Source organism: Halostella sp. PRR32 (genome assembly GCF_034808085.1).
Lineage (GTDB): Archaea > Halobacteriota > Halobacteria > Halobacteriales > Natronoarchaeaceae > Halostella > Halostella pelagica.
In genome coordinates this window covers 153,782-169,286 of sequence record NZ_JAXHGL010000002.1, presented here as the reverse complement: position 1 = coordinate 169,286, position 15,505 = coordinate 153,782, and the positions used below count along the sequence as shown (strand labels likewise).

At 60.1% G+C, this 15,505-nt stretch carries 18 protein-coding genes and 1 tRNA gene; 10 read left to right on the top strand and 9 right to left on the bottom strand.

Annotated features, from left to right (window positions below; all coding sequences use genetic code 11):
- Nucleotides 1–54 precede the first annotated feature (54 nt).
- Complete coding sequence (locus SM753_RS06070; protein WP_369335325.1) at nucleotides 55–1,053, bottom strand: ABC transporter permease; 999 nt, start codon at nucleotides 1,051–1,053, stop codon at nucleotides 55–57.
- Between the two features lie 95 nt (nucleotides 1,054–1,148).
- The gene (locus SM753_RS06065; protein WP_138798172.1) at nucleotides 1,149–2,735 is read right to left on the bottom strand and encodes an ABC transporter substrate-binding protein; all 1,587 of its coding nucleotides are present in this window, start codon (nucleotides 2,733–2,735) and stop codon (nucleotides 1,149–1,151) included.
- Nucleotides 2,736–2,954: 219 nt separating this feature from the next.
- On the opposite strand from SM753_RS06065, the gene SM753_RS06060 reads away from it, so the two are divergent.
- Together SM753_RS06060 and SM753_RS06055 are read left to right on the top strand one after the other, a co-directional pair.
- Nucleotides 2,955–3,039 (top strand) — tRNA-Leu (locus tag SM753_RS06060).
- 576 nt (nucleotides 3,040–3,615) lie between these two features.
- The gene (locus SM753_RS06055; protein ID WP_323190927.1) at nucleotides 3,616–4,155 is read left to right on the top strand and encodes a DUF5813 family protein; all 540 of its coding nucleotides are present in this window, start codon (nucleotides 3,616–3,618) and stop codon (nucleotides 4,153–4,155) included.
- A 34-nt stretch (nucleotides 4,156–4,189) separates the two neighbouring features.
- Here the strand turns inward: SM753_RS06055 and SM753_RS06050 are convergent, their stop codons facing one another.
- Nucleotides 4,190–4,420, bottom strand: a complete 231-nt coding sequence (locus tag SM753_RS06050; protein WP_135536222.1) for an Lrp/AsnC family transcriptional regulator — start codon at nucleotides 4,418–4,420, stop codon at nucleotides 4,190–4,192.
- On the bottom strand, nucleotides 4,421–5,104 hold the full coding sequence (locus SM753_RS06045) for a TrkA family potassium uptake protein (protein WP_135536223.1): 684 nt from the start codon (nucleotides 5,102–5,104) through the stop codon (nucleotides 4,421–4,423). It lies immediately after the preceding gene.
- A gap of 152 nt (nucleotides 5,105–5,256) precedes the next feature.
- Between SM753_RS06045 and SM753_RS06040 the strand changes: the two genes are divergently transcribed.
- Entirely contained in the window at nucleotides 5,257–5,697 is a 441-nt protein-coding gene (locus tag SM753_RS06040) for a hypothetical protein (protein ID WP_323190926.1), read from the top strand.
- A gap of 49 nt (nucleotides 5,698–5,746) precedes the next feature.
- Here SM753_RS06040 and SM753_RS06035 read toward each other — a convergent pair whose 3' ends face one another.
- Nucleotides 5,747–6,667 carry a hypothetical protein gene (locus SM753_RS06035; RefSeq protein WP_323190925.1) on the bottom strand — a complete coding sequence of 307 codons (921 nt, stop codon included), beginning with the start codon at nucleotides 6,665–6,667 and terminating at the stop codon, nucleotides 5,747–5,749.
- Between the two features lie 213 nt (nucleotides 6,668–6,880).
- On the opposite strand from SM753_RS06035, the gene SM753_RS06030 reads away from it, so the two are divergent.
- Nucleotides 6,881–7,111 carry an Lrp/AsnC family transcriptional regulator gene (locus SM753_RS06030; protein WP_135536224.1) on the top strand — a complete coding sequence of 77 codons (231 nt, stop codon included), beginning with the start codon at nucleotides 6,881–6,883 and terminating at the stop codon, nucleotides 7,109–7,111.
- A gap of 25 nt (nucleotides 7,112–7,136) precedes the next feature.
- Here the strand turns inward: SM753_RS06030 and pdhA are convergent, their stop codons facing one another.
- On the bottom strand, nucleotides 7,137–8,165 hold the full coding sequence (gene pdhA / locus SM753_RS06025; protein ID WP_323190924.1) for a pyruvate dehydrogenase (acetyl-transferring) E1 component subunit alpha: 1,029 nt from the start codon (nucleotides 8,163–8,165) through the stop codon (nucleotides 7,137–7,139).
- A 71-nt stretch (nucleotides 8,166–8,236) separates the two neighbouring features.
- On the opposite strand from pdhA, the gene SM753_RS06020 reads away from it, so the two are divergent.
- A complete protein-coding gene (locus tag SM753_RS06020; RefSeq protein ID WP_323190923.1) occupies nucleotides 8,237–8,566 on the top strand; it encodes a hypothetical protein in 330 nt (109 codons plus the stop codon).
- Between the two features lie 194 nt (nucleotides 8,567–8,760).
- Here SM753_RS06020 and SM753_RS06015 read toward each other — a convergent pair whose 3' ends face one another.
- Both SM753_RS06015 and tmk read right to left on the bottom strand, forming a co-directional pair.
- Complete coding sequence (locus tag SM753_RS06015) at nucleotides 8,761–9,096, bottom strand: putative quinol monooxygenase (protein WP_138798169.1); 336 nt, start codon at nucleotides 9,094–9,096, stop codon at nucleotides 8,761–8,763.
- Nucleotides 9,097–9,238: 142 nt separating this feature from the next.
- Nucleotides 9,239–9,835, bottom strand: a complete 597-nt coding sequence (gene tmk, locus SM753_RS06010) for a dTMP kinase (protein WP_323190922.1) — start codon at nucleotides 9,833–9,835, stop codon at nucleotides 9,239–9,241.
- A 122-nt stretch (nucleotides 9,836–9,957) separates the two neighbouring features.
- Between tmk and SM753_RS06005 the strand changes: the two genes are divergently transcribed.
- From SM753_RS06005 to cofC, 4 genes are all read left to right on the top strand, one after another.
- Nucleotides 9,958–10,845, top strand: a complete 888-nt coding sequence (locus tag SM753_RS06005; protein WP_323190921.1) for a complex I NDUFA9 subunit family protein — start codon at nucleotides 9,958–9,960, stop codon at nucleotides 10,843–10,845.
- A gap of 195 nt (nucleotides 10,846–11,040) precedes the next feature.
- Nucleotides 11,041–12,219 carry a tubulin/FtsZ family protein gene (locus tag SM753_RS06000; protein ID WP_135536230.1) on the top strand — a complete coding sequence of 393 codons (1,179 nt, stop codon included), beginning with the start codon at nucleotides 11,041–11,043 and terminating at the stop codon, nucleotides 12,217–12,219.
- On the top strand, nucleotides 12,203–13,000 hold the full coding sequence (locus SM753_RS05995; RefSeq protein WP_168192991.1) for a hypothetical protein: 798 nt from the start codon (nucleotides 12,203–12,205) through the stop codon (nucleotides 12,998–13,000). The genes SM753_RS06000 and SM753_RS05995 overlap by 17 nt, the downstream gene beginning before the upstream one ends.
- Nucleotides 13,001–13,055: 55 nt before the next feature.
- Nucleotides 13,056–13,664 carry a 2-phospho-L-lactate guanylyltransferase gene (gene cofC / locus SM753_RS05990; protein ID WP_323190920.1) on the top strand — a complete coding sequence of 203 codons (609 nt, stop codon included), beginning with the start codon at nucleotides 13,056–13,058 and terminating at the stop codon, nucleotides 13,662–13,664.
- On the opposite strand, the gene SM753_RS05985 is transcribed toward cofC, so the two are convergent.
- Nucleotides 13,661–14,236 carry a hypothetical protein gene (locus SM753_RS05985; protein ID WP_323190919.1) on the bottom strand — a complete coding sequence of 192 codons (576 nt, stop codon included), beginning with the start codon at nucleotides 14,234–14,236 and terminating at the stop codon, nucleotides 13,661–13,663. The two genes, cofC and SM753_RS05985, sit on opposite strands and share 4 nt — an antisense overlap.
- Nucleotides 14,237–14,338: 102 nt before the next feature.
- Here SM753_RS05985 and cofG point away from each other — a divergent pair, with 102 nt between their 5' ends.
- Complete coding sequence (gene cofG / locus SM753_RS05980; protein WP_323190918.1) at nucleotides 14,339–15,487, top strand: 7,8-didemethyl-8-hydroxy-5-deazariboflavin synthase subunit CofG; 1,149 nt, start codon at nucleotides 14,339–14,341, stop codon at nucleotides 15,485–15,487.
- Nucleotides 15,488–15,505: the final 18 nt, after the last annotated feature.

The window sequence follows — 15,505 nt, the reverse complement described above, 5'->3', positions numbered from 1 at the left end:
GCCATTAGTCGTCTCCCCCGCGTCTCGGTCGTATCAGTCGTGGTAGTCTCGCCATCATTCTCGTTCTCCGTAGGTCACTCGCGGGTCGATGTACGCGTACGAGAGGTCGGTCAGTATCACGCCGATGACGAACGTGAGCCCGAAAAACAGGGTCGTCCCCATCACGAGCTCGTAATCCTGGTTGTTGATCGCCGTAATGATCAACCGGCCCATCCCGTTGATGCTGAACACCGTCTCCGTCAGCACCGCGCCACCGAGTGCGGCCGTCAACTGCAGGCCGACGACGGTGATAACCGGCAGCTGCGCGTTTCGGAACGCGTGCTTCCGGAGGATCGTTCCTTCGGGAACGCCGTAGGCGCGGGCGAGTTTGACGTACTCCTCGGACAGCACTTCCAGCATGGCGGAGCGTTCGATGCGGGTGATCGCCGCCATCTGGAGCGTTCCGAGCGTTATCGTCGGCATGAGCAGGTGTTCTCCCGCCATCACGAGTACGTCGAGGCGCGAACCGGCCCCCTCGACGTTCACCGGGTCCGCCCACGGCATGATCAGGTTCGTCGCCGGAAGCAGGTTCAGGTGAAACGAGAAGACGATGATGAGCAACAGGCCGATCCAGAACGACGGCGTGCTCACGCCGATCAGAGCGACGACCCGCGAGACGTGGTCGGTCGGCTGGTTCCGTCGTTTCGCGGAGATGACACCCAGCGGGACCGCCGTCAGGATAGCGAACGTGAAACTCGATACGAGAAGCAGTAGCGTCACCGGCATCCGTTCCGCTATCTTCTGGGTGACCGGCACCCCGTAGTAGAGGCTGTGACCCAGGTCGCCCTGAACGACGTCGGCGATGTAGTTGAGATATCGCACGTACAGCGGCCGGTCGAGGCCGTACTTCGCCCGGATCGCGGCCGCCTGCTCGGCGTTGGGTGACGGCCCGAGCATGATGCTCACCGGGTCGCCCGGGATGGCGTCAGTTAGCAGGAACGTGATAGTGACGATGCCGAGCAGTACCGGGATCGCCTGCAGTAGTCGTCGGACCGTGTACCGGAGCATTCCCACGGGGGATCACCTCGCTCTACGGCGTCCGCGTCGCGCGTGACGGACGACTGGTTCCCACCGATCGAACCCGATACGAAAGCTGGTGAGCGTCACTGCTACAGCGAGACGTTGTTCCAGTCACTCACCAGACTGAAGCTGTTGATCGGATGCGCCGCGAAATCGCTGACGTAGTCCCTGACGCCGAAGCTGTTTTTCAGGTTGTACGACGGCAAGTGCGGCCTGTCCTCCAACATCGTCGTTATCGCCTCCTCGTACATCTGCTTGCGCTCGTCCCGGTCCGGCGTCCGGCGGGCTTCGATCACCTGGTCGCTGATCTCGTTGTAGAACGTCCCGTCCGTGACGCCGTGGGACTCCTCGGCGAAGAAGTAGTAGAGGTAGTCGTCGGGGTCGATAGCCGCCGACCACCCGAGCGTGTACATGTTGTAGTCGCTGGGGTCCCCGCTGATGTACTGGTCGAGGAACGCGCCCCAGTCGAGGCGCTGGACGTTGGCGCTGTATCCGGCTTCCTCGATACCGTTTGCGACTGTGATTCCGAGCTGTTCGCGCTTGTCGTCCGGCGGGACGATGATTCTGGCGGTCCAGTCGTCGGGCACGTTGTCGTTGCCGTCGAGGAGGTCTTTCGCCTGGTCGATGTCCTTGTCGTGCGGAATGCCCTGCCACTCCTCTATCGGCATGTCCCAGTCCTCGGCGACGGTGTCCGGGAGCGGACTGTACTGACGCACGCCGGTCGGCTCGACGAAGTTCTCGACCGCCTGGTCCATCGAGAAGGTGTAATCTATCGCCTCGCGGACCTCCCGGTCCGTGGTCGGCCCTTCGTTACAGTTGAACGCGAGATAGAAGTACCCCATCGCGTTGACCTCCTCGATGGAGATGTTGTCCTCGCCTTCGACCTGATCCCAGAGCTTCGGCGGGATCTCCTCTATCACGTCGTTCTCACCGGTCGTGATGCTCGTCACCCGCGTCGTCGGTTCCTCGACCGGGACGAACTCCACCTGTTCGAGGTTCGGTTGCGGGTCGCCCCAGTAGTCGTCCCATCTCGTGATCCGCGCGAAATCACCCTCCTGCCAATCGTCGAACTCGAACGGCCCGGAGCCGACCGGGTTCTGGTTGAATTCGTCCGGATCGTCCTCCCGTACCGCCTTCGGGATGACGTACCAGGTCAGCACCTGTTTGAACGGCGCGAAGGGAAAGGAGAGGTTGAACCTGGCCGTCCGCTCGTCGACGACCTCGACGTTGTCTATCATGTTCAGTTCCGCGGCGTTTTCCGTCTCCTCTTTGACCGGCGCTTCGAAGGAGTACTTCACGTCTTCCGCCGTGACCGGGTCGCCGTTCTGGAACGTCGCGTTCTCGTCTAGCTCGACCGTCCACTGCGTTCCGTCGTCGTTTTGCTCGGGATCGCCCGCTGCGAGTTCGGGAACGATGTCTGTCCCCTCCTGGTTGTAGGTGTACAGCCCCTCGACTACCTGACTCGTTATCTGATCGGACGGGACGTCGTTGAGGACGATCGGGTCGAACTCGATCGGCGATTTCACCTGCGCCATCGTCAGGCGATTCCCGTCGCCCCCGTTTCCGCCCGGCCCACCCCCCAGACCGGAACAGCCGGCCAGACCGAGCGCACCTACCGCACCGATGCTCTCAAGAAACCGTCGTCGGCTCAGGCCCGAAAGCGTACGTTCTGTCATTAGTGAACCCCACCCAGGGTTGATCTCAATATCACACACTCGTCCAAAAAACTACCGGTTATACAAAATGATTAATTATATTATGGGAAGATTATTCCGCGATATTGTTTTGTATCCGATTATAATATAACATTTCCCATTGAATTTTTGCCGGCCGGTCGACCGTGTCGGACTGACGGACCGTAAACAACTTCACTGCAGACGGGAAGATACAGGTGCGCGAGGGTGGCTGAGCTAGGCCAAAGGCGGCGGGCTTAAGACCCGCTCCCGTAGGGGTTCATGCGTTCGAATCGCATCCCTCGCACTCTCTCTGGCACACTCGGCCGGGATTCTCGGCTGAAAAACACCGACGGCAGATAGGTTAGGGTCCCGTTCGACGGATCGCGAAACCGTCCGACGTGACCCGGGAGTGGTCCGTCCACTTCCCCCATCGAACTGGTGGTTAGTAGTCACTGAAACTCGATGCGCACCTGATCGCTCGATAGCGATTCGATCAGCGTGTAAACCGTTTCCTGACTACTAATACCGCCGTTAGTTCATTGAGGCGGGTTTCATCTCAGCGATCACGGGACACCGTTTTCTTGTTGCCAGATAGTGATCCGCTTATCCGGACTCGACACCGCTTCATTGCTTCAACGGCCTCGGTAATACAAACTTGCAATACGGTAACCTCGGCCTTCCCTTTCGTACACTGCAGTCGACACGAGACCCTTTCCGTCATTGGTAGTGCGACAGTACCTGCACTGGTACTACCCTGCGCTCGAACGCCACAGTTGGGTTCGGTGGAGACTCCGGAAACGACAGCGAAACGCAGTCGAACGTCGCGTACGGGGTTGACGAAACGGTAAGGCCTTCCCACGCGAGCGCGTAGCGACAGTTCATGAGCGACGAGGACATCTCTGCGATCCGTACTGCGCTCTCGTCTCACGGAGCGTTCGAGAAACGCGACGGCGTCTTCGCCTGCACCACCACGCCGTTCGACGCGACCGTCGGGGCCCGCCCGGCCGACGGACAGCGCGCCGGCGGCTTCGAGGTAACTGTTAAGCTACCGACGCTCGACGCCGCTGTCGACGGCGAGCAAGTGGCCGATGCGGTCGAAGACGGCTGGTACGACACGCTCTCCCTCCGTCTCGAAGACACCTTCGACGTGGCGCAAGCGTCGTCGAACGAACACGTGACTGTCGAGCGAGAGAACGGTACTGTGCGGGTCGAACTCGAATTCACCGCCGCGAACGCGGGACAGGGCGTCGACGACGCCAAGGCGCTGATCGAGTTCGTCGAGGGTACCTATCTCCAGGGGATCGTTCCCGGTTACGACTACGGCGACCCCGTTGCTCAACTCCTCTCGGCGGCCCGCCGACGCGGTGACCAGGCGACCGAGGGCGACGACGGCAGCGAACGCGGCGGAACGCCGCTCTGACCGATGCCACCTCGGCGAAAAAGAGGGACGCGTCTTATTCCATCGCGATGTACGTCTGCGTGTCCTCGACGCCGTTCGTCGACTGGATCTCCGTCGCGGCGATCCCCTTGACCTCGGCCGGCGAGTCGACGACCACTTTCGTGATGATGTCGACGTCGCCGGCGACGATGTAGGCGGATTCGACGCCGTCGATAGCTTTGATGTCGTCTCGCAACCGGTCAGCTTCGCCCGTGTTCGCTTTCACCATGATGTACGCAGTAACCATTCACACACCACCGGCCGCTGCGCGGCCAGATTCGCCGACGAGGATCTGTCTCACGTCGCCGAGCACGTCGAAGTCCGCCAGGACGACGACCCGGTCGCCGGTTTCGAGCGATTCGTCCGGGCTGGGGATCGACAGCGCTTCGTCGGCTTTCCCGAACGCGAGCACCCGTGCGTTCGCCGGTAACTGCAGTTCGCTGATCGTGTATCCGCGGGTCGGCGCGTTGTTCGTGACGGTTAGCTCGACGACCTGGAGGTTCTGGGCGATGTCGGCGATAGCCCGAATGTCACCGCCGAGCAGCGCGTTCTTCGCGCCTATCGCACCCAGGCGCTCGGGGTAGATGATCTCGTCGACTTCCTCGGCGTACTTTCGGTATATCTCCTCGCGGTAGTCCTCGTCGATGCGAAGTACCGTTCGACAGCCGTAGTGCTTGCCGATCATGCAGGCCGCGAAGTTGACGTTGAGATCGCCCGTGAGCGCCCCGATCGCGTCGGCAGATTGGAGGTCAGCCTGTTCGAGGATATCCTCGCGGGAGCCGTCGCCCTCGATGACTTCGTACCCCTGATCGCGGGCGCGCTTTGCCTTCTTCGCGTCCCGCTCGATGAGCGTCACCTCGTGGCCTTCCTCGCGCAACACGCGGCCGGTCCGCAAACCTACCCGTCCCGTTCCAATGATAACGAACCGCATGTTTACGTATACGTGAGGCCCCCTGAATAAGTTTACTCCAGCCCGATTGCGGACCACCGTATGTGTGTATAATATTTCACAGATTATTCTACATAATATATTCTAATATTTGTTACCAAAAGCCATTACTCATTAGCCAGTATAGTGGTACTATGCACCGTAGAAGATACATTAGTTTGATCACAGGGGGAGTGGCTTTTATATCAGGATGTTCAATTATAAATCCTCCTAAGGAAAGCCGACAAGCCTCTTCAGATGTTAAAATAGAAAATGCAATATGCAGAAATAAAGATGAGTATACAAGAATAAAACAACACAAACAGGAGAAAATCAAAATCCAGGGTCGAATTTACAATGTTCCAAAAGGATATGGAATCAGTTCAGCCATCACGACTGAGGTCGATGGTGAAAGTGCAATTTGTGAAATTAGAGCATCAAAGCAGTGGTCTCCACCCTCAGTAGAGTGTTCTGGTAGTGTAAATTATTCAGTTTCAATAGAGTATACGGGCATAAATATAACAGAATTATTTATAGTACATACTGTTGATAATGAACAGACGCTGGGAAGGACTATTAAAACCAACACAGACTAACCGAAATAATACGCCAATACTACTAATCTTTCAGTCAACCTGAAAGATACTAATTTGTAGTCCTCATGGAGATTCTATCTGGGGGAACACGGTAGACAGGACCGCCTTGGACAAATTCTTCCGGGAGGCCTAATGATTCGATTTCACCCTTTGTCAAACGGTTGTTTAAATTTTGAGTAGAGATACCTGCTCCACAAGTGAATTCATAGTTTTCTTCACATTCATGCAGCGGATCACGAGAAGAATCATAAATGTTCCTCTGATGGGTGTTTATATAATGGTGGAGGTTGAATTTTACAGGCTCTACCGTGGTCTCAGGCATTATAAAGAAATCTATGAAATGTCCGACAATATTGTGTCTAAGTGTCGATAACCACTTATTATTTGTATGCCCCCATGCATAGTACATACCATTATTTAATTCATCTGAATGACCATCTGTAAACACAGCAGATTCAAATAGATCAGCGGCAAGAATGGCTGCACCAACTTTCATATTAGCTAATCCTACAGCACCTTTGATAGCTGTCCAAGCAATATTTGCTTCGACATTTGTTTGTTCGGCAGGCCCTGCGGTATCTGGCCATACACAGACTCTTTCAGGATCCATACTAGCATATAGACTACCATCATTTACCTCAATTTTTGTTCCTTGGCCTTTTATCATAGCTTCATAATTACCGGTCCCACAGTCATCAAATCCGAATACAGCTGTAGCCCCGTGGAACAATGACTCCCCATTACCATTTGTAAACATCGGCAACATGTATGTAGTGCTATATACCCACCCGTCATCTAAGTCATCTGAATCAACTAGATCTGGATTATCATAGTTCCATCTAGATCCGTCTTCTAACCAGTCAGGTTCCGTACAACTGTCAGCTCTTGCTTTCCCGATACCAAATGAGACTGCACTAATTGATGCACCAGACATCGAGAGTACTTTTCTGCGGTTGATTTTATTAACCATAAATTATAAAATAATCTTCGAGCTATTAAAATTTTTTATTGAATATAATATATAAGATCTAATAAGCTATATAATTTTAATATTATAATATATGGTTAAAATCATTAAGTAAGATAAAAGTATAAGGAGAAAACGGCATCTTATGACCGGATTAATCCATCCTCCCCCTGGTGGCCAAAGGTTTTTGACGTGGCATAGAGTACCACACATCACATGGTCCACGCGTTCATCATGGTCAAGACGGCGGCCGGGAAGTCGGAAGATCTACTCAGTTCGATCCGCGGTCTGGAGCAGGTCGTGGAGGCCCACATCGTCGCGGGCGATTACGATATCATCTCGGAGGTGGACGTCGACGAGGTGTACGACGTCCTGCATACGACCTCGGCCGGTATCCGGGGGCTAGACGGGGTCGCAGACACCAAAACCTACATCTCGATGGGGTAACCCACGGCCACGACCTTCGCGTCTCTCATTCGCTCCGCTCGGCGTGCGAGCGAACCGCTTGCTTCTGCGCTTCGAGTTCGGCCGGAATATCCGCGTACACGTAGTCGAACACGTCGTCGGGGTTTGCCTCAGCGACGGCTTCGGCCGTCTCGACGGCCTCGTCTAACTCCGCGTTGGCCTCTTCGCGGGCGGTTTCGACGAAGGCGTCGTCGACGACGCCCTGTTCGCGGAGGTACTCCTCGAATCGTTCGATGGGGTCGCGGGTCCGCCACTCCGGTAGGTCCTCTTCGTCTTCCCGGTATCGACTCGGGTCATCGCTCGTCGTGTGTGCGCCGACCCGATAGGTGAGGCTCTCGATCAGGACGGGATCGCCGTCACGGGCGCGTTCCAGCCCCTGTTCGACCGCTTCGTGGACCGCGAGCGGGTCCATCCCGTCGACCTGAACGCCGCCGAACCCGTACGCCTTGGCTTTCTCCGCGATGGTGTCGCTTGCGGTCTGTTGCTGTCGCGGGAGGCTGATCGCCCAGTTGTTGTTCTCGCAGAAAAACACCGTCGGGGTTTCGAACACGCCGGCGAAGTTCAGTCCCTCGTGGAAATCACCCTCGCTCGTCGCTCCGTCGCCGAAGTAACAGAGGACTCCGTGGTCGGCCCCGCGGTAGTTCGCCGCCATCCCCGCCCCCACGGCGTGGGGGATCTGGGTGGCGATCGGGACCGCCTGCGGAAACACCGGCATGTCGTGGTCGGAGTGATACTCCGCCCGCCCGCGGCGAAAGAGAAGGATGTCGCTCATCGGTACGTCGCGAGCGATCTGCATGGCGTTCGAGCGGTAGGTCGGGAAGAGCCAGTCGTCTTCTTCCAGGGCGTGGGCCGCGCCGATCTGCGACGCCTCCTGACCTTCGAAGGGCGGGTAGCCGCTCATCCATCCCCGCCGCTGGAGCGCTATTGCCCGTTCGTCGAACCGCCGTGCGCGCACCATATCGCGGTACATCGTCCGTGCCGTCTCGGGGTCGAACGAGGTCGACGACAGGTCTCGCTCGCCGATAACTCGGTGCATGGACGCCGACTCGACCGCACTCCTGAAAGCCGTTCCGATACGCCAAAGGCCGTCCGGTCCGAACGCCCGGTATGGTTTCGGTCGCCTCACTCGTCGGCTTCCTCGTCATCGCCGGCCTCCACACCCTCATCGCGACGGTCGCAACGCGATTCTTCCGCGTTCGGATGAAAACCCAGTGGGGATCGGCTATCTTCGCTCTCCTACTCACTCCGCTCGTCCTCGTCGTCTCAACGCTGTTTCTGTCCGGGATGCTCGGTCTCGGTGGGAACCTGGGCGACCGCAACACCGCGCTGTTCGTCGTCGTCTTGCTGCCGCTCGCGCTCGGGTACTCGATCGACCTGTTCTGGCTGCCGTCGCCGGAGGAGATCGATCTTCCGGACACCACGCGCGACCGGCGGTAACGGGTTAGAGGGCGAGTTCAGGCAGGAGAGACTCGATATCGGACGGCAGTACTGCGGTTTTCGTGTTCGGTGGTGCCCTCGGAAGAGAACAGCCGTATTCGGTAAGTCGGTGTGTGACCCCGTCGATTTCCAACTAGCGTTGTGAACGCCGAAATAGCGAACGGCAGCCGTTCGCTGGGGATCGCAACTGCACGTCAGGACGAATTCTCGTCGAGGTCCTCCACAGTAAAGCGGTGAACGTGGGTTTCTCCGTCCACGACGTTGATCGTTTCCATCCGGCCGTCGACCAGATCCGGAAGTTTACTCGTGAACTCCTCGTAATGCTTGGATTCGGTATGTGCTTTCCACGCTGCTTTGTCCTCGTACTGTTCAAAGAACCGGACGGTGGTGGAGTCCTCGATGTCGATCATTGCCCGGTACCGGACCGTTCCGTCCTCCGCTCGTGACCGCTCTGTGAGAGTAGCGATCAACTCTTTCGCCTCGTCAAAGTGGTCCGGGTCGATCGGGATACTCGAATGAACGGTTATCATCTCACGGATTCGTACAATCAAGCCGATCAGTATGAAGATTCTCCCTGTTTGAGATCTATTCGCACAGACACTGGATCCGCTTGAATAGGGGCCCCTGTACTGACCGCGAGTTTCTCAGAGAGTTCTGCACAAAGCTGGGCCGCTATCGACTGTTACCGGCGTCGAGCATCGTCCGGACGGCGTCCTCGGCCGCGTCGACGACGTGTTCGGGCGAGCGAGTGGCATCGATCCGAACGAACCGTTGAGGGTCGTTCTCGATAAGGGTCTCGTAGTTCTCCCGTACCCGAGAGAGATACTCCGTCCGTTCGAACTTGTTCGTGCCGCCGCTTCGCTCCGCCGCCGTCCCGGGGTCTACGTCCAGATAGATCGTCAGGTCCGGTTCGACGGTAAACGGCTGATGGACGCCGCGGATGTACTCCATCGGTCGTTTGATCTCACCCTCGAGCGTCGCACCCTGGTAGGCGTAGCGCGAGTCGGAGTAGCGGTCCGAGACGACCAGTCCGCCGTCGGCGAGCGCCGGCCGAACGGTGTTCGCGAGGTGGGCCGCGTGGTCGGCCGTGTACAGGAACAGTTCGGCGAGCGGGTCCGCGTCGTCGTCGGCTATCGACCGTTCGACGGCCTCGCCGTACCAGCTTTCGGTCGGTTCGCGGGTAAACGTCGCGTCCGGATACGCGTCGTGGAGGGCTTCCCATACAGTGGTCTTGCCGCTCCCGTCTAACCCCTCCAGCGTCACGAGCATGCGCGGGAGTTCCGGGCGCTGGCATATCAGTCGTCCGGCTTGGGGCGCGCGGGCCTCTGACCCATAGATTCACACATGTTTCCCCCGGTACCTTTAGGACGATTCCGCGGCTACTTCGACACATGAAGATTCTGGTCACGGGCGGTACGGGATTCATCGGCGAGAAACTGTGCCGTGAACTCGACGACCGCGGCCACGACGTGACCGCCCTCGCACGCAGTCCCGACGAGGCGGATCTCCCGGAGACAGTCGAACTGGCGATGGGTGACGTAACCGCGTACGACTCGATAGAAGGGGCGTTTACGGACCAGGACGCGGTCGTGAATCTCGTCGCGCTGTCACCGCTTTTCAAGCCCAAGGGCGGTGCGACCCACGAGAGCGTCCACCTCGGCGGAACGGAAAACGTCGTCCGAGCGGCCGAAGATCACGGCGTCGGCCGTCTCGTCCAGATGAGCGCGCTTGGCGCGGACCCGGACGGTCCGACCGCCTACATTCGCGCGAAAGGCAAGGCCGAGACGGTCGTCAAGGACTCCGACCTCGATTGGACGATCATCCGGCCGTCCGTCGTCTTCGGCGAGGGCGGCGAGTTCGTTTCGTTCACGAAAAAGCTCACGCCGCCGTATCTCGCGCCGCTTCCCGGCGGCGGCAAAAGCAGGTTCCAGCCGATATGGGTCGGCGACATGGTTCCGATACTCGCGGACGCGGTCGAAGACGAGTCTCACGTCGGCGAGACGTACGAAATCGGCGGACCAGAAGTGCTAACGCTCGCGGATGTCGCCAAGCGGGCCCGCCGCGCCGCGGGCCAGAGCGTCACCGTCGTTCCGGTTCCGATGGCGCTCGCCGGTGTCGGACTGACGGTTGCCGGGGCGATCCCCGGCTTCCCGATGGGCGCGGACCAGTACCGGTCGCTCAAGTTCGACAACACGACGAACGATAACGGCGTTGACGCCTTCGGGCGAGACGAGGCGTCGCTCACTACGCTGTCGTCGTATCTCGGATTGACCGAGTAAGCAGATCGTACGAAACTTAAAATGGACTAACTTTGCGTGGTGAAATTATCAGCGGGAGTGTTAATGAAGGCTTATACAACGCTTCCGTGCCCGGATTTAGTCGGTGACTAGTCCTGCGACAGCGGTTTGCACCATCACAAAACTTATATTCATCATCGCACTCGTTTCTGTGCAACGGGGCCCCGGATACTAAGCATGAAACTGGCGATGATCGGTTTTGGACAGGCTGGCGGGAAAATCGTCGATAAATTCCTCGAATACGACGAGCGATCGGGCAGCGGCATCGTCCGGTCGGCCGTAGCGGTAAACACGGCGAAAGCGGACCTGATGGGGTTGGAGCGGATCCCTCAGGACAACCGCGTACTCATCGGACAGTCGCGGGTGAAAGGCCACGGCGTCGGTGCCGACAACGAACTCGGCGCGGAAGTGGCTGAAGAGGATATCGACGAAGTACAGGGCGCGATAGACAACATTCCGGTTCACGAGGTCGACGCATTCCTCATTATCGCCGGGATGGGCGGCGGGACCGGCAGCGGCGGCGCTCCCGTCCTCGCGAAACACCTCAAGCGCATCTACACTGAACCGGTCTACGGACTCGGCGTCCTCCCGGGCAGCGACGAAGGGGGAATATACACGTTAAACGCCGCGCGCTCGTTCCAGACGTTCGTGCGCGAGGTAGACAACCTCCTCGTCTTCGACAACGATTCGTGGCGCAAGGCTGGGGAATCGGTCGAGGGCGGCTACGAGGAGATAAACGACGAGATAGTCAGGCGCTTCGGCATCCTGTTCGGTGCGGGCGAGGTCGGCCAGGGTGACGAAGTCGCCGAGAGCGTCGTCGACTCCAGCGAGATAATCAACACGCTCTCCGGCGGCGGCGTCTCCACGGTCGGATACGCCCGCGAAGAGGTCGAAAACGAGAGCGACAGCGGCGGACTCCTCTCCCGTTTCACCGGCGACGAGGACGACGGGATCGACACCGCACACACCACTAACCGGATCACGAGTCTCGTCCGGAAGGCCGCGCTCGGCCGTCTGACTCTCCCGTGCGAGATCGAGGGGACCGAGCGTGCCCTCCTCGTCATGAGCGGTCCACCCCAGCATCTCAACCGGAAAGGGATAGAGCGCGGGCGCAAGTGGCTCGAAGAGCAGACCGGATCGATGGAGGTCCGCGGCGGCGACTACCCGGTCCCGTCCTCGAACTTCGTGGCGAGTGTGATCCTGCTGTCGGGCGTCAACGACGTTCCGCGCATCAAGGAACTCCAGCAGGTCGCCATCGAAGCGCAGGACAACATCGAGGAGATCCGGGAGGAAAGCGAAGATAACTTAGAGAGCCTAGTCGAAGATGACGATGATGAACTTGAGCCGCTCTTCTAAACTAACGACGCTGCTCGTCGCTCTGGCCGTCTTGCTCGCTGCGGTTGCCCCCGCTGCAGCACTCGCGACCGTTCAGGCCGACGACGCTCCCGAAGAGGCACAGGTCGGTGAAGACGTCTCCGTTACGTACACGTTCTCGGACCTCTACGAGGGCGATACCCCCCGGCAGTGGACACTGCAGGGCGAAACGAACCTGACGAACGCGTCCTGGTCGATAACGATGTACGACAACGCCGGCGACCAGGTTGGCGAGACCGAGAGTTACGGCGGGGACACGTTCGAGCAACAGGTCAGCGCTGACGACGACGTCGCAGAGGTAGAAGTGACTGTCTCCGGGACCGTTCCCGAGGTCCAGAACTTCAGCTACGACCCCGCGGAAACCTTCCTCCTGACCGAGTTCACCGAAGTCCGCGACGGTGGCGGGACGTCCACCATCGATAGCTGGGACACCCACCACTACACGGAGGAAAGCGCCGATGCGCGAACGGCCATCGACGAGGCGGCGACCACCATCGACGACGCCGAGAGCAACGGTGCGGACGTATCCGACGCGAAGTCGGACCTCGACAACGCCATCGGGTTCTACGAGGCGGGGGAGTTCGACAAGGCGATAGAGAACGCGAACTCCGCACAGGACGCGGCCGAACAGTCGGAATCGAGCGCCGAAACCCGTAGCATGCTCCTGTACGGCGTCGTCGGACTAGTCGCTCTGATAGTACTCGCCGGCGGCGGGTACGTTCTCTACCAGCGACAGCAGGACGACTACGACAAACTGGGCTGACGACGATCCGTCGGCGAACGCCCGACTTTTCTCTCTGCACACGTAACGCCGAGCCATGCGTACCGTGGTTCCGTTCGCCGCCGGCGACCCGAAGACCCGTCTCGCCGATGTCCTCTCGTCCGCTGAGCGGTCGGCGTTCGCCCGGACGATGCTCTCGGACGTGCTAAGGAGCGTCCGGGCCGCCGGCGGCGACCCGACGATACTGTCGACCGCCCCCGTCGACGCGGACGCGCCAGTCACCGTCGACGACCGGTCGCTCTCGACCGCGGTCAACGCCGTTCTGGGCGAGGCCGACGGCCCGGTCGCCGTCGTCATGGCCGACCTCGGCCTCGCCTCGCCGGCGGCGCTGGAACGCCTCTACGCGACAGGCGGCGATGTCGTCGCCGCGCCGGGTCGCGGCGGTGGGACGAACGCGCTCGTCGTGCGCCACCCCGAGTTCCGCGTCGACTATCACGGCGTTTCATTCCGCGACCACCGACGGCGCGCCGGCGACCTCGGCGCTGCGTTTTCCGTGGTCGACTCGCATCGCCTCGCGACGGACATCGACGAGCGTGCCGACCTTGCGGAACTCCTGCTTCACGGCGAGGGCGACGCGTCAGCGTGGCTACGCGACGCCGGATTCGAACTCGTCGCGACGGATGGTCGCGTGACCGTCACCCGCTAGTTCCAGGTGGTGAGATACGTCATTCCGGCGGCGACGAGCGCGCTCGGGAGACTCATCGCGATGCCGTTGGTGAGGGCGTCACCGAAGCCGATGCTCGCCGTCGGAACTTGCGAATCCACGAGCAGAAACAGCGTGACGATCGGGAGCAGGTAGCCGACGAACCCGCCCAGACCGGACGCGAGCGTCAGCGTCTTCCGCTCGGCGCGTTCTTTCAGTCCGACTGCGACTCCGACGATGCCGGCGACGACCGGACCCGCAAACACCGACAGCAGGAACGCGAACAGACCGAGGACGATCATGGCTGGGCCGCCGACGGCGTTCGCCACGGCGGGAACGCGGTCGCTGACCGACGCCAGTTCACCTTCCACGCCGAGTAACACAGCGAGGTCGGGGACGAACCGAGTGAGCAACAGGATGCCGACCACGACGAGCAGGTACGCCGCGACGTGGGTGACGAGCGTGCGGCGAACCACCGGTTTCGAGAAGAACCCCTGGTCTGTCGTTGGTTGACGGCGGCGCTCCCCCGCGGTGTCGGCCGCCTGCTGCTCCGCGACCTTATTTCCTTCTGACATACGGTTTCGAATACGAGGCCTGGACTTAATCTTACCGGAATTAGAGAGAATACACAAGTTGAGAGTAACATGTTTTTATCGTCACGCGTGCAACCGGTGGCTATGATACCGGGGATCGACGAGTACGATATCGACCTCGCGATAGCGGACGCTGCAGTCGAAGAACTACTCGGGGTCTCCCCGGACGACGTTTCTCCGGCGGACGAACTATCCTTCTGTCGGAACGTGTTCGTTCCGCTGACGACCGCCTGCCGGTACACCTGCACCTACTGCACCTACTTCGACCCGCCGGGCGAAGCGACGCTGATGAGCACGGAGGCGGTCCGCGAGACGCTTCGAACGGGCGCTGACGCCGGCTGTACCGAGGCGCTGTTCACCTTCGGCGACGACCCGGACGACCGCTACGAAGCGATCCACGGGCAACTGGACGAGTGGGGTCACGACTCCATCCACGAGTATCTCCGCGAAGTCTGCGAAATAGCGCTGGAGGAGGGCCTGCTCCCCCATGCCAATCCCGGCGACCAGACGTACGAACAGATGGCGACGGTCGCAGAGGTAAACGCCAGCATGGGCGTGATGCTGGAGACGACGGCCGACGTGGGAGCCCACGGCGGTCCCCGGACGAAAACCCCCGGTCAGCGCCTGAACACGATCCGAAACGCGGGCGAACTCGACGTTGCGTTCACGACCGGGATCCTCGTTGGCGTCGGCGAGGACTGGCGCGACCGTGCGGAGAGCCTGCTCGCCATCCGGGAGATGCACGAGCGGTACGGCCACATACAGGAACTGATCGTCCAGCCGGTGGTGGAAAACGAGCGCTGGCACGGCGGGTCGCCGGACGTCGAGACGCTCCGGCGCACGGTGGCGATGGCCCGGCACTGTCTCCCCGAGGAGATATCCGTCCAGGTCCCGCCGAACCTCGCGCCGGCACGGGACGTGGTCGACTGCGGCATCGACGACCTGGGCGGTGTCTCGCCGATCACCGACGACCACATCAACCCGGACTACGAGTGGCCCGCGCTGCGCGAACTGAAAGACATTGCCGCGGATGCGGACGTGCCGCTCCACGAACGGCTACCGGTGTACGAGCGATATCTCCCCGAGGATCTCCGGTCGCCCGGGTTCGACGGCAACCCCGCGCCGGGCGACGACTGGCTCCCCGACCCGATCCGGCGAGCGTTGAACGCGGACGACGCCGCGGGCGAACGCTACCGTGCGGTCGTCGGCGGCACCTCGCTGGCGGCGGACTGAGTCCCGCCGAGGCGGGTC

Bases quoted from the DNA above. Each gene is read 5' to 3' on its own strand.
- SM753_RS06065 (WP_138798172.1), bottom strand. From the start codon at position 2,735: ATGACAGAACGTACGCTTTCGGGCCTGAGCCGACGACGGTTTCTTGAG.
- SM753_RS06055 (WP_323190927.1), top strand. From the start codon at position 3,616: ATGAGCGACGAGGACATCTCTGCGATCCGTACTGCGCTCTCGTCTCAC.
- SM753_RS06050 (WP_135536222.1), bottom strand. From the start codon at position 4,420: ATGGTTACTGCGTACATCATGGTGAAAGCGAACACGGGCGAAGCTGAC.
- SM753_RS06045 (WP_135536223.1), bottom strand. From the start codon at position 5,104: ATGCGGTTCGTTATCATTGGAACGGGACGGGTAGGTTTGCGGACCGGC.
- SM753_RS06040 (WP_323190926.1), top strand. From the start codon at position 5,257: ATGCACCGTAGAAGATACATTAGTTTGATCACAGGGGGAGTGGCTTTT.
- SM753_RS06035 (WP_323190925.1), bottom strand. From the start codon at position 6,667: ATGGTTAATAAAATCAACCGCAGAAAAGTACTCTCGATGTCTGGTGCA.
- SM753_RS06030 (WP_135536224.1), top strand. From the start codon at position 6,881: ATGGTCCACGCGTTCATCATGGTCAAGACGGCGGCCGGGAAGTCGGAA.
- pdhA (WP_323190924.1), bottom strand. From the start codon at position 8,165: ATGCACCGAGTTATCGGCGAGCGAGACCTGTCGTCGACCTCGTTCGAC.
- SM753_RS06020 (WP_323190923.1), top strand. From the start codon at position 8,237: ATGGTTTCGGTCGCCTCACTCGTCGGCTTCCTCGTCATCGCCGGCCTC.
- SM753_RS06015 (WP_138798169.1), bottom strand. From the start codon at position 9,096: ATGATAACCGTTCATTCGAGTATCCCGATCGACCCGGACCACTTTGAC.
- tmk (WP_323190922.1), bottom strand. From the start codon at position 9,835: ATGCTCGTGACGCTGGAGGGGTTAGACGGGAGCGGCAAGACCACTGTA.
- SM753_RS06005 (WP_323190921.1), top strand. From the start codon at position 9,958: ATGAAGATTCTGGTCACGGGCGGTACGGGATTCATCGGCGAGAAACTG.
- SM753_RS06000 (WP_135536230.1), top strand. From the start codon at position 11,041: ATGAAACTGGCGATGATCGGTTTTGGACAGGCTGGCGGGAAAATCGTC.
- cofC (WP_323190920.1), top strand. From the start codon at position 13,056: ATGCGTACCGTGGTTCCGTTCGCCGCCGGCGACCCGAAGACCCGTCTC.
- SM753_RS05985 (WP_323190919.1), bottom strand. From the start codon at position 14,236: ATGTCAGAAGGAAATAAGGTCGCGGAGCAGCAGGCGGCCGACACCGCG.
- cofG (WP_323190918.1), top strand. From the start codon at position 14,339: ATGATACCGGGGATCGACGAGTACGATATCGACCTCGCGATAGCGGAC.